Below are 15,079 nucleotides of genomic sequence, written 5' to 3' on the forward strand. Positions count from 1 at the left end.
CGAGGACGACGAGGATTGCGATGCTCATGAGTGTTCTGCCTTTCGTTGCTCCGACGTGTCTGCCAGGTTGGCGATCCATCCGCCGGGATGCTCTGTACAACGTCCACTCTCGGGCTTTGTGTTCCTTAGGACAATCGCACTGTTCTTGGCCTGACGTGTAGCGTTCCTTCATGGACGTGCGACGGCTGGAACTGCTCAGGGAGCTCTCGATGCGGCGCTCGATCACCGCGGTGGCGGCGGCGACGCACCGCACCCCGTCCGCGGTGTCGCAGCAGCTGAAGGTGCTCGAGCGGGAGGCGGGAGTGCCGCTGATCGAGCGCTCGGGGCGCGGCGTCGTCCTCACCGCGGCCGGCCGCGAGCTGGCCCGCAGCGCCACCGAGATCGCGACCGCGCTCGAGCGCGCCGACGCGGTCTGGCAGACCTTCAAGAACAACCCGATCGGCGAGGTGACGATCGCGACCTTCCCGACGGCCGGGCAGATGCTGCTGCCGGATGCGCTGGTCGCGCTGCGCAGCGTCGAGGGGCTCGTCGTGCACTGCGAGGACGCGGATCCCGGGACCGACGAGTTCCTCGACCTCACCGCCGACTTCGACATCGTGCTCGCGCACTCGCCCACCGGCCGCAGCGCCTGGGCCGGGCACGGGCTCGCAATGGCCGAGCTGATGGTGGAGCCGCTCGACATCGCCCTGCCGCTCGGCCACCGGCTCGCCGACCGCGCGACCGTGACGGCGGGCGACCTGGTCGGCGAGACCTGGATCGGCGTGCCCGACGGGTTCCCGTTCGAGCGGATCATGCAGGAGATCGAGACGACCTCGGGCGAGCCGGTGCGGGTCGAGCAGCGCTTCGCCTCGACCCGCGTGACGGAGGCGTTCGTCGCGGCCGGCCTCGGCATCGCGGTGGTCCCGCGCTACACCGCGGGCACGGCCGGCATCGTCGTGAAGCCCCTGCGCGGCGTGAACTCCGTGCGCCACATCGTCGCGCTCATGCGCCCCGACCGCGCGGAGCGGCTCTCCGTGCGGACCGTCGTCCGCGAGCTCCGCGCCCAGGCCGGCCGCCTCCTCCACTCCGTCTGACCGCCGCCGCGGAGCCGCGAGGCGGCGCCCCTTCATGACCGGCCGCGGAGCCGCGAGATGGCGCCCTCTCATGACGGGCCGTGGAGCCGCGAGGCGGCGGCCCCTGCATGCTGGTCGAGCAGCCGCGCAGCGGCGTATCGAGACCCGCCTCTCGATCACGCGCTACCCGATCCGCCGCCCCGTCGCCACTCGGCCCGCGCCCGGCCGCGCACAGGGGACAATGGAGGCATGACCGATCCGCTCGACTCCTCGCCGCGCCCCGACGACGTCGAGATCACCCGCGAGGAGGTCGACGTCCGCCGCTCGCCGCGGGTCTGGCGGATCCTCGCGCTCGGGGCCGGCCTCGGCGCGATCGTCGCATTCGTGCTCACCTTCGCGCTGCCCGAGACGGAGGGCTTCAGCCAGGCCCAGGTCTTCGGCTTCAGCCTGCTGCTGTTCGTGACGATCTTCGGCGGCCTCGCCGCCCTCCTCGTCGTCCTCCTCGATCGGGTCGTCGGCCGCCGCGTCGTCCGCGCCACGGCCGAGCGCACCGTCGCCCGAGAGGCCGACGGCGACGACGAGCCCGCGGACGAGCCGGACGCCGCCCCGGACGAGAACGAGGCGCCCGGCACGGAGCCGGACGCCTCGACGCGCTAGGGACGACGCTCTACACGCTCAGTGGTCAGCGGCGCTTGCGGCTGCTGCGGCTCGTCGAGCGCGCCGCGTTCTGCGTGGCGCGCTTGGCCTTCTGCGACTTCTTCAGGCGACCCGCGATGAACGTCAGGAGCAGGGGCAGCAGGCGGTAGATCACGGGGACTCCTCGTCTCGGGCGCACGGAGCGGCGCCCCACGATCATGGACGCTCCGCCGCCCGCTAGGCACCCGGTTGCGCGCATCCGGGCGCTGTGCCTGCCCGGTGCGCGTGCTCCCAGCGTCAGCTCAGCTGCGTGCGCTCCACCCAGTCGAGGTACTCGGGCGTGACGGTGCCGGTGACGTACTCGCCGGTGAAGCAGCTGGTCTCGAGGTCGGTGACGTCCGAGCCCTCCAGGATCGCCGCCTTCATGTCGGCGACCTCCTGGTAGATCAGGTAGTCGGCGCCGATCGCCTCCGAGATCTCCGGGATGCGGCGGTTGTGCGCGACGAGCTCCTGCCGAGACGGCATGTTGATGCCGTACACGTGCGGGTAGCGCACCGGCGGGGCCGCGGACGCGAAGGTGACGCTGTTCGCGCCGGCCGTGCGGGCCATGTCGACGATCTCCTTCGAGGTCGTGCCGCGCACGATCGAGTCGTCGACGATCAGCACGTTCTTGCCCTTGAACTCGCTCGACATCGCGTTGAGCTTCTGCCGCACGGACTTCTTGCGCACCGCCTGCCCGGGCATGATGAACGTCCGGCCGACGTAGCGGTTCTTGTAGAAGCCCTCGCGGTACGGGATGCCGAGCTTCTGCGCGACCTGCATCGCAGCGGGGCGCGAGGAGTCCGGGATCGGCATGACCACGTCGATCGCCCCACCCGGCGTGTACGCGGCGATGGTGTCGGCGAGGCGGTCGCCGAGGCGCAGCCGGGCCTCGTAGACCGAGATCCCGGAGAGGATCGAGTCGGGGCGGGCGAGGTAGACGTACTCGAACGAGCACGGGATGAGACGCGGGTTCTTCGCGCACTGGCGGCTGGTCATCCGGCCGTCGGGCGTGATGAAGATCGCCTCGCCGGGAGCGACGTCCCGGACGATCTCGAAGCCCTGCGCCTCGAGGACGAGCGACTCGGAGGCGACCACCCAGTCGTCCGGCCCGTTCACGTTGAAGCGGCGGCCGACGATCAGCGGCCGGATGCCGAACGGGTCGCGGAACGCGAGCAGCCCGTGGCCGGCGATCAGCGCGATGGTGGCGTACGAGCCCTCGACGCGCTCGTGCACGCGGGAGACCGCGTCGAACACCTCGTCCGCGTCGAGGTCGCGGCCGGAGATCGAGGCCTGCAGCTCGTTCGCGAGCACGTTGACCAGCAGCTCGGTGTCGGAGGTGGTGTTGAGGTGGCGGCGATCGACGGTGAAGAGCTCCTCGGTGAGCTCGCGCGTGTTCGTCAGGTTGCCGTTGTGGATGAGGATGATGCCGTAGGGCGCGTTCACGTAGAACGGCTGCGCCTCCTCCTCGCGCTCCGCGTTGCCCTTGGTGGCGTAGCGGACGTGCCCGAGGCCCATCGTGCCGAGCAGCGAGCGCATGTCGCGGGTGCGGAACGCCTCGCGGACCTGCCCCGCCGCCTTCTTGATGTGCAGCGTGCTGCCGTCGGCGGTCGCGATGCCGGTCGAGTCCTGGCCGCGGTGCTGCAGGAGGGAGAGGCTGTCGTAGATGGACTGGTTGACCGGTCCGGAGGACACGATCCCAACGATTCCGCACATGCCGGAGGGGCTCCCAAGGGGATAGCAGGGGGGATTGACGGTCCATCCTGGCACGCGGAGGACGCATCCCCTAACGGTTCGCTCCCGGCGGATCCGCCCGGGCGGGGACGTGCGCGGGTCGCGAGGCGGGCGGATCGGCCGGGCGGCGGTCCGGCTCACCGGACGCACGCTCAGCCGCGGCCAGCTGCTCGACGGCCGGATCGGGCCGGCCGAAGATCTCGGCGATCGCGGCGCTCACCTCGACGGCCGTGAAGCCCGTCGTGAAGTGCAGCTCCGGCCAGCGGTGATGGAGGACCGTCGCGCGGAGCAGTCGGCGGACGATTCTCGCGGCAGCCGGGGGCAGCGTCGTGCGGAGACGGCGTCCACCGTGTTGATCCTGTTGGATCTCAACCGGCGTGCTCGGCTCGCTGGGTCCGTCGGTGATCGTCACTTCGACGACGTCGTCGTTCTTGAAATGCGCCTGCTCGCTTCGCGTCAGCATCATCAGCGCGAGCAGTGAGCGCTTCCTCTCGCCGGAGAACTGCAGCTCGTCACGTTGCCACTCGGGCAAGCGCGTCGCTTGAAGGACGATGCCGGCCGCGACGTCGAACGTCTTCCACGAGACGACGACGGTCCGGCCGGTCGTGCAGTCAGCCTCAGTCATCGGGTCCTTCTCTGTGTGCGAAGAGTCGTCCCGAAGGCTCGCTGGAGTCCGAAGGCGGATCTGCAGAATCGGCCGACGAATGGTCGCGTCTACCTTCGCTGGTCAGGTTCACCCCATGATCGCGCGCGATTGCGAAGGAATGGACGATCTCGTTGCTCATGTTCGCACCTCTATTCCTTCTTTTCTGTCGAACGATGCCCTGCTCCGAATGCGCGTTATGCCCCACGATGCCCTGGCTTCAGCAGTGAGTTCAGCTCAACGCTCGAGCAGGACGGTGGTGAAGCTGTACGACCTCACCGGAGAGTTCTCCCAGGCCTGCCCGATCATGCTTGATATTCGTCGGAACGTCTCGCGTTCTCCCGGGTCGTCCGCCAACAGCTCGCTCGATCCGCGAATGAGAATCAGAAAAGAGAAGGCCTGGTACCAGGACAGGTCTCTCATCTGCTCCGCGAACGAGGGCCAGTTCTCGACCCTCCACGGGAACTCCAGCGCACGTCCATAGCAGTCCCAGAGCTGCTCGACGGTCCGCATCCCGCTCGCGTGAAGTTCAATCAGCCCGCCGTCGGTCTCTGTGGCGTCGATCAAGTCTGTCAACTGCAGATCCTCGGTCTCGACGTCGAACAGCCACGGCCTTCCGGTGTAGGGTCTCGGCTTCCTTGCTCCACTGGATGCACGTTCTCCGGCGACCATCATGTCGATCGACCCATCGCTCGGAGCCATATGGCTCGTGCCTCCCGAGGAGTTCGATGGCGACTCCTGGTGCTCGATGGTGTCCGTGAACGTTTCAGAGTTCCAAGAATGTCGGCTCCTCTTTTCCGAAGAGATCGAGGAAGGCCCGCGAGACCTCGTCCGGGCGGGCACCTGCCGTGTACCACAGTTCAGGCCAGCGGTGGTAGATAACGGTGGAGTACAGCAAGTCGTAGAGCTTCGCTGCGAGACCCGCGGGAACACGGACTCCAAGCGTGGTTGTCTCCTGCTCGACGGTGCTGTGCCAGATCTCCTCGCCCCGACTGACGAGCGCTGCCGGCGTATCGCCAACGATGGAGATGAGCACTTCAGATACGTCCCCGACCTCATCGGCGAAACTCCTTGCTCGTTTCACCAAGCTGTAGAAAAATGCGACTTCCTCGTCCTCGATTCCGATCCGTTCGAGAGTCGAATCGGGAAGTTGCCGGGAGTCGGCGAACAGGCTCAACGCCAGGTCGAGCGATCTATACGAAATGTGCTTCACGTCGCCAACTTCGACGCTGGCGCAGATTGTTTCAGAAATAGGATTCTCCATCGCTGGGTTTGAACACCGGTCCACGGTCTCCGTGGTGGATGACTACCATGGTCCTCTCGGCGTCCCAGTGTGCGACCCGCCCCTGGTTGAGATAGTGGGATTCCATTGGGATTTCTCCGTTATGAACGTCGTCAACGTATCGGACGTGACCTGGAAGCCAGAATCCTCGATGTGATGATCGGATTTCCCTCCGATCGCTGCCTCGCAGGCATGTTCTGCAATATTTCGAGCCCACTCGGAGATAGCCTCGCTTGCGCCGTCTTTCTCTTCCATTCTCCGATGACCAGTTCGCTAGAAACGATGCCACTGGCCTTTTAATTCAAGTAGGACTCGCTTGTCTTCCGAGCCCGGATCGATCTCGAGCGCCGACCGAAGGCGCCGAACGATGGTGTCGAAGTAGAACCCTTCCTCCTCTCCGTCTTGCGCAGACAGCTCGCTCGCGTCGGTAGGCCAGATGGACTCCTTTCCGCTTGCCAACTGGACTCGGTACTCCTTTCCCTTTACGCGAACGTTTGTAATGAAGCTCTCGTCCAGTTCCGTCATGTCGTAGTCGTACCCAGCCGCATGCCAGAGGCAGTGCAGCCAGTCCAGCCAGAGGCCGATGTCGTCGGGAACGCCGTTTGCGCGGATGTCTCTCTGCATGCTGAGCAGCAACGTCCAAGTGTCTAGCCCTGCAAACCCGATCATCTTCTCCACGAACTCCGTTAGCGCGATGTCCGCAATCTCGGTTGAGTATTTCATATTTATGCCTGCCATTGATTCAACCCTCCAAATCAGTTTTCGTACGGTAACAAGTTGGCGCCGCCATTCGTGATGATACCGTCCTTTACCTTTGCCCAGAACTGCGGTTGTCCCTGGATGGCTGGGCCGCGATAAAAGGCGACGTCACCGTCCTTTCCCTCCCAATACCGAAAGTTGCTCGGGTCTCGTGTCACGCTTTGAATTGCTTCGCGATTCGCAGGAGTATCTTCGGTAAAATGCCCGCCAGTTCCCTTTCGGAAGATGTGGCTTGTATCCTCTCGAAATCGAGGGTCCTCCTTTGCGGCCGCGTCTTCGGCATTCGAGGACTCTTTCGCTGGAGCCGAGCACTCGACTTCGACTGGTGGACAATCCGAGTGAGAGGCGGGACTGGAGGTAGCTGCTCCGTCCGGATGTCGTTCTGCTCCAGTCGAGTCTCCGGACATCGACAGCACGAGGCCGACGGCGCCCGCTGCGCCGAAGAATCGCCCGGCTGCGGCCCACGGAACGGCAGGGATCTCGACGTCCCATCCGGGCGCCTGCCACGTGGGCGCCATCGGGGGAGCGAGCGTCGTCGCCTTCCCCGCAGGGCCGGAGCGCCGCGCGAGGGAGTCGTCGCGTCGCTGGTCGACGCTCGGGCGGCCCGCGGGCGCGGGAGCTGCGCTCCCCGATTTGGGCTTGGGCTTCGGGGCCGCATTCGGTGCGTTCCCGTAGCCGTTGGCGTTGTCGAACGTGCCGAGGGGTCGCAGGCCGGACGCGTCGGACAGTGTCACGGGCGAGTTCGACGAGTACGAGTATCCGTTGTTCTGCTGCGGTTCGAACGGCGAGAGGACCGGGTCGACGCTGACGAACTTCCCGAGGCCCGGGTCGTACTCCCGCGCCCCGAGATGCGTCAGGCCGCTGGCGGTCGACCTCGGCGCGTTCAGGTACGCGTTGCTCGACGTCCATTCGGATCCGGGCCCTCGGCTGTTGCCGTAGGGGTCCATGAATCGCCGGCGGACGGATCCGGTGGCCTGGTCGACGGAGACGGACGCCGTTCCCACCGTGTCGGTCGCGAGCCAGACGACGGTGCTCACTGCGGGTGCGGCGGCGGTCGTGGTCCGCTCCGCGACGGCGGCGCCGTTGAAGCCGTAGGTGCGGGTCCCGGAGGTGGTCGATGAGCCGGGCTTCCGCTGCAGCACGGTGTCGCCCAGGAAGAGGCGCGCCCCTTCGCCGGAGTCGACGCGCAGCAGGAGGTCGCCCGACGCGTCGTAGACGTTCGTCTGCGTGGCCGGACCCGCCACCACGCCGCTCAGCTTCCCGCGCGCGTCCCAGCTCAAAGTCTGGCCGGGCCGGCTCACCGTGTTTCCCGCGCCGTCGTAGGCGTAGCTGCTCGTCGCCGGCGCTCCGGCTCCGGTGGTCTGCGCCGTCGCGCTCACCGCGTGGGTGTGACCGGCCGTACCGTAGCTGTAGTCGGTGGTCGAGGCGACTCCGCCGCCCGCCGCCGCTGCGGTCGTCTGCTTCGTCCGATTCCCGGTGACCGGATCGACCGTGTAGGTCGTGCGGTAAGCGGCCGACCCGCCGAGAGCGACGCCCTCGCCGCTGTCGCCACACGTCCATGTCCCGTCGGTCGACGCCGGGGTCCACGCGTCCTTCAGGTTCTGCAGGGCGTCGTACGCGAAGCACTGCATCTCCTGCGCGGCCGTGTCCGCGGGGGACGGCGTGACGGTGTCGATGCCGGGATCGCCGATCCTGGTGCGGATCGACGTGATGCCGCCCGCGGGGTTGCGGCCGATCGTGCGGTCCGCGACCGTGAACGCCCCCCGCGTGCCGATGGTGAGGTTGCGGATCGCGGTGATCCGCCCGGTCGCGCCGTCGTGGTCGGTGGTGGTGAACATCTTCGTGTGCCCGGCCGCGCCCGGGTCCGGGTCGCTCTGGAACTGGGCGACGTCGCCGGTGTTGGTGAGGACGACCTTGCTCACGTAGTCGCGGAGTCCGGTCGAGCCGGCGACGAGCCCGAGGGAGTCGTAGCGGGTCTCCACCGTCTCCGCCGGGAGGCCCGGCTGTCCGGGCAGCCCGGCGACGGCCGGGAGGATCGACTTCTTCAGCGCCCCGTCCGGGTAGTACTCGGACCCTTGCGTGTAGCGGAAGCCGGAGAAGGCCGGCGCGCCCTCGGGGATCGAGGTCGTGACGCTGGTCGGCCGGTACCCGGCGTCGATCGCGTCGATGCTCTTCAGGTAGGTCTTGCCGTCGACCGTGCTCGACGAGGCGGCGAGCTGCCCCTTGGCGCGGAGGTCGTAGGTCCAGCCGGCGAGCTGGGCGCCGGCGCCGTCGAGCTGCGCCACCTTCCGGTCGAGCTCGTCGTAGCGGTACGCGAGAGCGACTCCGCGTCCGTCCACCGAGGTGAGCACGTTGCCGGCGTCGTCGTAGGTGAAGCTCGAGGACCCGGTGTCGGGATCGCTGGAGCCGGTCTTGCGTCCGCGGACGTCGTAGCTCCAGGACCAGGTGCTGCCGTTCTGATCCTTCGTGGTCGCCATCCGGCCCTGGGCGGTGTAGCTGTAGGCGGTGGTGATCGGCGAGCCGGAGTCGACGGCTCCCCGCCACTGGACGAGCCGGCTGGTGAGGCCCCGAGCGTCGGTGTAGGTCGTCTGCGCGGTGGCGCCGGCGGGCGGAGTGACGTCGACGCGGTCGACTCCGGAGTACCTGGTCGTGGTCGTCGAGCGGAGGTGGTTGCCGACCTCGTAGAGCGAGCTGGCGGTGATCCTGCCCGCCGAGTCGTAGGAGTGGACGGTGCGGGTCGGGATGTTGTTGGACGAGGAGGCCTGCAGCACCACGGCGCTGCTCGAGTACTCCTTGTTCGCGCCGTACGGACCGTTGGTGGCGATGATCTGCCCGAGGCTGTCGTACTGGCTGTCCGCCACGATCGTGCTGTTCTCGGGCCCCGGGGTCCGGGACTGCACCACCCGGCCGAGGCCGTCGTAGACGTCGAGCTTCTTCAGGACCTGCCCGGCCGAGATCGTCGACGTCTCCACAGTGGAGATCCCGGTCGCGTTGATCGCGTAGCTGAAGCCGATGCTCGGGGAGTCCGGGTTCTCCGTCTTCAGCCGGCCGGGCCGCCAGACCGCCGTCAGCCGGCCGAGGGCGTCGTGGTCGGTCGAGGTGATCCGGCCGTTCGGATCGGTGCTCGTCGTGGCCTGACCGCGGGCGGGGTCGAGCGCGGTGACGGTCTGCCAGCCCTTCGGGTTGGTGACGACGATCTGCGTCGGGGCGCCGGAGCCTGCGGCCGCACCCGCGGCCGGGGTGTACGCGGTCGTCGTGGTGCGCTGCGCGACGTCGGAGACCGAGGTGACACGGCCGAGGGCGTCGTAGCCGGTGGTGCTGGTCCGCAGCCAGGTCGGCGTGTATCCGGAGTACGACGCGGCGACCCAGTTGCCGGTGGCGTCGCCTCGCGACGCTGCGGCGCCGGCCTCCGCTCCGTCGTACGCCGCCCGGGTCCGGACGATGACGTCGTCGGGGTAGCTCGCGTCGACGCCGCAGGCCTTGCCGAGCTTCAGGACCTCGCTGGAGAGCCCGATGATCCAGGCCGACGTGTTCGCGGCGGCGTAGCTCGTGATCGTGCAGCTGGAGAGCTCTCCAGCGGGGGCGACGACGCTGACCGCGGTCGGGTAGCCGTACGTCGGGTCGAAGGCGGTCGTCGTGGTGGTCACCCGGTCGCCGCCGGTGGAGAGGCGCTCCGTGACCTGCACGGTCCCGTCGCCGAGCTTCCGGGACTGCCGGGTGCCGTCGTCGGCGCCGACGGCGGAGGCCCACGGCGTCGTCACCGTGCCGGTGAGCACCGTGTCGTCGACGTACGTCTTCACCTCGCGCACCCGGCCGGCGAGCCACCGGTCGTCGGGTGCCTCGGTGCCGGGGACCATGCGCGTGCCCGGCTTGCCCCGGTCTCCGTTCAGTCCCCGGTAGAAGACGTAGTCGGTCCGGACCCGCTTGTCCGAGGTGCCCGGATCGCCGACCCGGACGCTCAGCTGCGCGTAGCCGGCGTACTCCGACCAGGTGCGCTTCGCTTCCGGCAGCAGGGGGTTCCGGTCGTAGCGCCAGGCCACTCCTCCGCTGTAGTCGTAGGTGGACACCTTCGTCGGATCGACGGCGCCGTCGGTCTGCGGGCTCTCGAGCATCGTGCCGACGACGTAGGCGTTGAAGAGGTCCAGGCGCGGCACCGCCCCGGTGACCTTCGGCGTCCACCACTGCGGGAAGCAGCGCTTCGTGTTCCCGGCGAGATCGCCGAGCACCGCGGACTGGACGGCAGGATCGTCGCACTCGGGAGCGAGGTAGGTGACGCTGATCCCGCCGCCGGTGGGCAGCCGGACCGCGTTCAGCCGCATCTTGTTGAGGAGCGCGTAGCCGATCGCGGCACGTGCCCGGTTCTGGAGCTGCCGGCCGGAGAAGGTCGTCGTCCCCTCCTGCAGCGTGCTCGCGCCACTCCCGCCGGCGTGCGCGATCGAGTCGAGCCAGAGGGCGGGGTCGGTGCCGTCGCCCGTCTCGGGGAAGGAGTGGCCGAGCGTCCAGGTGTCGACGGTGGCGTAGGCGGAGGGGGTGCGGACCTGGGTGGTGACGGTGTCCAGGCGCGCGGTCGTCCAGAAGGTGGGGGAGCGCTGGCCGTCGCAGCTGCCGGTCGTGCAGTTGAGGTCGAACGGGACGTCGGGGTAGACGCTCGCGCTTCCCGCGGCGCCGTCCACGCCCGGTGTCCGGACGTCGCCGCCGAGGGCCAGCGGGGCGCACGCACTCGCGTCGGAGGCGTTGCAGCGGCCGGTGGCGCTGTAGCCGAAGGTCACCCTCCCGGTCGCGGCGTTCGCGGCGTAGACGGTGCCCTCGGTCAGGCCGTAGTCGATGCTCGTCAGAGCCCCGCCGCGCACGTAGCTCGTCGGGCCGGTGCCGGCCGTGGACGTGAAGCGGTTGGTCTCCTGTGCGTAGGAGAAGACCTCGGCGTTGCCGTGCGTGTCGACGACGTAGTCGAGGTTCCAGCGCCACGCCTGCGCGCACGACGACGATGCGAAGGTCGAGCCGTGGCAGGGCTCGCCCGCGTCGTCGCCGAAGACGGGCGCGGTGAAGACCGACTTCGTCTCGGGACTGCCCGGCGACCAGCCCGGGAGGCGGTTCCGGCCGAAGAAGTACTGGGTGCCGTCGGTGGTGGTCATCCGCCAGCACTCGGCGTCCTTCGCGCCGTTGCCGGCGCACTCGGCGGATCCGGTGAGCTTCTCGATCCGGGATCCGTCGTCCTGCTCGAGCTTCCAGAGGTTCGTCGTCCCGTCGTGGACGAGCACGCCGGAGTGGCCGCCGAACGACAGGGTCGCGTTGTCGGTCTTCCAGCAGAGATCGCCGGACGCCTTCGCATCGCGGCCGGCGTCGTCCTCCAGCGCGCAGGGGAGGTAGCTGCGCTCGATGAAGCCGCTGCCGGCCAGGTCCCAGCCCTCGCCGACGACCGAGGTCTGATTGTTCGTGGACGCGGTGCGGCCGTCGACGCTCTGCGAGTCGTAGGCGAGAGCGAGCTCCGGCTGAGGGCCGCCCGCCGGAGGCGGGACGGTGAGCGGGTAGCTCCAGACGAAGGCGCCGGTCTGGGCGCTCACGTCCCAGGTGCTCGACGGCGCGAGCGAGGTCGCCCGGTAATCGCCGTTCCCCGCCGCCGAGCTCGCCGCCGCGGCCGCGGTCACCACGGTCGGCGTCGCGTCCGCCTGCACCCTCATGACGCTCGCTCCGTCGGTGCTCTTCGACACCACCGGTGTCGCCGCGGTTCTGCGGGGAGCGATCGCCGCCGCCGTCCTGATCGCCGACGCAGGCTCCGCTGTCGCCGTCGAGGGAGATTCCGGGATCTGCACCCAGGACACCCGCGAGGCGTAGTCACCGCCGTACAGGGCGGAGGTCAGCTCGTCCGGCACCGACAGCTCGACGACGCCCGCTGCGGTCGTCCCGTCCGTGCGGGACACCTCGAGGGTCAGCCCGGTCGCACCCTTCGCCGCCGCCTCCTCGGCGCTGAGGATCGAGACGGACACCGACTCGACGGCGGGAGAGCCCTCCGCCGGACTCGCCTGGACCGTGATGCCCGTGTCGCCGAGCTCCGTCGGGGACGTGTGCGCGTCTCCCTCCGGATCGTCTGCTGGCGGGAGCACCGCGAGGCGCACCGCCGTCGACGCCGCGGCAGCCGACCCGGCGTCCGGCGACGCGGCAGCGGGCGACGCGCCACCCGGCGATGAGGGAGAGGAGGTCTCCGCTGACAGATCGACGTCGAACGACTCCGGCACCGGCAGTGCTGCCGTGTCCACGAGTGGAGCGGGTGCCGCTTCCCCGTCGGACTCGCTTCCGGCGATCGCATCGACGTCGACGAGGACGCCGCGATCGACCGGGGGCACGACCTCGGCGGCATGGGCCGGCGTCGCGGAGAGGACCGTGACGACCAGCACGGCGCTGACCGTCGAGGCGAGGAGGCGCCGGAAGCGGGCGCGGCGGAGGAGGGAGTTCGGAGATACCACAGGAAGGCCCGTTTCTAGGGGATGTGCCGTCGGAGACGGACTAGTGGTCAAGCGGATGCGGGGCGACCGGGGCGGGGGTCTGCGGGCGGGTGGGGGTCGTCGGGTCGGCGGCGGCGGCGATCCTGAGCTGTGCCACGGTGGATCGAGTGCCGTCGGCGTTGCGGACGTTCGCCCAGCTGCCGACCTTGTCGACGCTCGTGACGACGAGCGTCGAGACCTCGGCGATCGGCGCGACCGTGATCGTCGCCGAGCGGCCGGAGGCGTCCGGGCAGACGACCTGGACCTCTCCGGTCCGGGTCCCGCAGGCGGGCAGCGCGTCGACCTCGGTCTTCAGGCTGTAATCGCTCGGCACCCCGTCGGTGGGGACCCAGCGGTAGAGGAACCTGTCCACCCCGTCCTCGGCCGGTGCCTCGAAGTGGACGGTGAACGGCCGGCCCACGGTGTAGCTCGCGGGGCCGGCGTCGTTCGTGATTGTCGGGAGGGTCGAGGGGCCGCTGTTGCGGACGGTGAAGTAGCACCACGGGGAGTCGTCCGACTGGAGACGATCGTCGTCCGCACGGGCCGACCAGGCGTAGCGACCGTCCGCCAGCGTTCCGGCGTCGAGCGTCATGGTGCGGTCCCAGCGGTCGGGCTCGACCGGCGTGGTGGCGAAGACGACCCTGGTCGAGCCCGGCGGGGCGTCGTGGCCGGTGCCGCCGCTGCTCGCGGTCACGACCTGGAAGCGCCCGTACATCGGATCGCCGTCGGGGTCGTGCATCGTCGCACGCAGGACGAGCGCGGTGCGGTTGGTCACCCAGGCGGGATCGGAGGCGACCCCGCAGCCGCGGTCGGGCGTCGACATCACCACGTTCGTCGGCGACTCCGGCCTGCGGTCGTAGGTGACGGTCATGGAGGCCGAGGGGTCGAACCGCTTCCACTGGCTGTGGTCGCCCTCGTCCGGCGCCCGCAGGCCGAAGGTGATGGTGTCGGCGTTCGCGCCCGCGGCGACCTTCGCTCCCTCGGTGGCGTTCCACCCGACGTTCTTCTCGGGGCAGTCCGCCGCGCCGCGCCGACCGGAGGCGTCGACGGTGTCGAGCTTCTGGATCCAGTTCCCGCCACCCGATTCGTTCCAGGTCGCGCCCTCGCGCATGCTGCCGGTCCACCAGAGCTCGACCGGTGTCGCGGTGCAGTTCCAGGACCAGATCTCATGCGCGCTGAAGCTCGCGCTGATGATCTCCGCACCCTTGGTGCCCTCGGTGGGCATCAGGAAGAAGGACCGGGCGTTGCGGATGTCCCCCGCCGGATCGTCGACCGAGCCGACGGACTGCCCGCGGCCGTCGTTGCCCTGCCCGTCGAGGAACGAGGCGTTCGGCAGGTTGGACGCCACCCACCACGAGTGAGCGCGAGTGCCGGAGAAGTCCGGGTCGATGAAGACGGGATAGTCGAGGCCGGGAGTCGCGAGAACGGAGTCGACGTCCAGAGACAGCGAATCTCCCGTCGTGCTCGTCGGGACCGTGCTCGACTCGGGAGCGTCGCCCGTCGGCCAACTCCCCGCGTCGACGGAGGACGAGTCCCACCAGGTCGGCGCGCTCGCGACGAGGGCGGAGTCCCTCCCGTCGATCTCCGCCGACAGGCCGCCGTCGGCCTCCCGAGAGACCTCGCCGCCGTCGAACTCGAAGCGGACGGTGCCGAGGTCCGGATTCGTCGCGGCCTCCGGCGTCTTGACGATCAGGACCTGCGACATCCCGACGTTGGTCGAGGCGACCCGGAGGTCCACCTCGGGGAAGACGTCCCGGTAGAGCGCCGTCGAGCCGTCCAGCACCGGAGCCGGCAGCACGCCGTGGTCCCAGTCCATCGACAGCCAGGCGCCCGTCGCCGTCCGGATCTGCGCCAGCTTCCGATCGCCGCCGCCCGAGAAGCGGACGGGCACCGTCGCGACTGCCGGCTCGATCGAGCCGTCGGCCGTCCGGGACATCGTGGTGTCCACGTCGATCCACGAGCCGTTCCGCTCGACGCGCTGCGGCTCGGTGCTCGCGACGTACCGCATCGTGCCGTCGGGCAGGGCCGTCGTGATCTCGCTCGCGGTCGTCCTGCTGCTGACCACGACGTCGTGGTCGAACGTCCTCGCGAGGGACGCGGCGTCGGCGTCGGTGGAGGCTTCAGCGGCATCGGCGGTCGCGGCTGCGACCCGCTCGACGGAGGGCGCTGTCGGAACCGCGCCGGCGACCGGTGCCAGGAGCGGGGCGACGAGGGCGGCGACGGCGAGGAGCGGCACGCGCCGGCCGCGGCTCCGCTCGCCGGTCGCGCTCCCGCGGAACATGGTGTGCAGCACTGCCCACTCCTGTCAGTCGACAGACAGGTGAGCGGACCTCACCTCGTCTCGGGTCGAGAGCCTGGCAGCCGGCGCGCGAATCGCCTCTGAGGATCTTCGAAGGCGATGGGATCGAGAGCCGGGCGGCTAGCTCCTGCAGAGGCTCGGGAGAGCGCGCTACGC

General features: G+C 69.3%; 10 protein-coding genes. 2 read left to right on the top strand and 8 right to left on the bottom strand.

The genetic code is table 11. The features are described from left to right. Positions 1–170 precede the first annotated feature (170 nt). Together HRK28_RS08280 and HRK28_RS08285 are read left to right on the top strand one after the other, a co-directional pair. The gene (locus HRK28_RS08280) at positions 171–1,073 is read left to right on the top strand and encodes a LysR family transcriptional regulator (RefSeq protein WP_160091115.1); all 903 of its coding nucleotides are present in this window, start codon (positions 171–173) and stop codon (positions 1,071–1,073) included. A gap of 228 nt (positions 1,074–1,301) precedes the next feature. Then, on the top strand, positions 1,302–1,709 hold the full coding sequence (locus HRK28_RS08285) for a hypothetical protein (protein ID WP_173251071.1): 408 nt from the start codon (positions 1,302–1,304) through the stop codon (positions 1,707–1,709). Positions 1,710–1,734: 25 nt separating this feature from the next. On the opposite strand, the gene HRK28_RS20490 is transcribed toward HRK28_RS08285, so the two are convergent. The 8 genes from HRK28_RS20490 to HRK28_RS08320 all read right to left on the bottom strand — a co-directional run bounded on the left by HRK28_RS20490 (position 1,735) and on the right by HRK28_RS08320 (position 14,917). Further along, positions 1,735–1,863 carry a hypothetical protein gene (locus HRK28_RS20490; protein WP_260303555.1) on the bottom strand — a complete coding sequence of 43 codons (129 nt, stop codon included), beginning with the start codon at positions 1,861–1,863 and terminating at the stop codon, positions 1,735–1,737. Between the two features lie 122 nt (positions 1,864–1,985). Then, positions 1,986–3,443 (bottom strand): amidophosphoribosyltransferase, encoded by a 1,458-nt coding sequence (gene purF, locus HRK28_RS08290; RefSeq protein WP_160091113.1) that lies wholly within the window; start codon positions 3,441–3,443, stop codon positions 1,986–1,988. A 70-nt stretch (positions 3,444–3,513) separates the two neighbouring features. Further along, positions 3,514–4,086, bottom strand: coding sequence for a hypothetical protein (locus tag HRK28_RS08295; protein ID WP_173251072.1), 573 nt, complete (start codon positions 4,084–4,086; stop codon positions 3,514–3,516). Between the two features lie 255 nt (positions 4,087–4,341). After that, a complete protein-coding gene (locus HRK28_RS08300; RefSeq protein ID WP_173251073.1) occupies positions 4,342–4,806 on the bottom strand; it encodes a barstar family protein in 465 nt (154 codons plus the stop codon). Positions 4,807–4,870: 64 nt separating this feature from the next. Then, a complete protein-coding gene (locus HRK28_RS08305; protein ID WP_173251074.1) occupies positions 4,871–5,368 on the bottom strand; it encodes a hypothetical protein in 498 nt (165 codons plus the stop codon). Between the two features lie 291 nt (positions 5,369–5,659). Then, on the bottom strand, positions 5,660–6,124 hold the full coding sequence (locus tag HRK28_RS08310) for a hypothetical protein (RefSeq protein ID WP_173251075.1): 465 nt from the start codon (positions 6,122–6,124) through the stop codon (positions 5,660–5,662). A gap of 17 nt (positions 6,125–6,141) precedes the next feature. Further along, positions 6,142–12,606 carry an RHS repeat-associated core domain-containing protein gene (locus HRK28_RS20760; protein WP_173251076.1) on the bottom strand — a complete coding sequence of 2,155 codons (6,465 nt, stop codon included), beginning with the start codon at positions 12,604–12,606 and terminating at the stop codon, positions 6,142–6,144. A 40-nt stretch (positions 12,607–12,646) separates the two neighbouring features. Further along, positions 12,647–14,917, bottom strand: coding sequence for a hypothetical protein (locus tag HRK28_RS08320; RefSeq protein WP_173251077.1), 2,271 nt, complete (start codon positions 14,915–14,917; stop codon positions 12,647–12,649). Positions 14,918–15,079 lie beyond the last annotated feature (162 nt).

It is taken from the genome of Rathayibacter sp. VKM Ac-2835 (assembly GCF_013266705.1).
In the GTDB taxonomy this organism is placed as follows: domain Bacteria; phylum Actinomycetota; class Actinomycetes; order Actinomycetales; family Microbacteriaceae; genus Rathayibacter.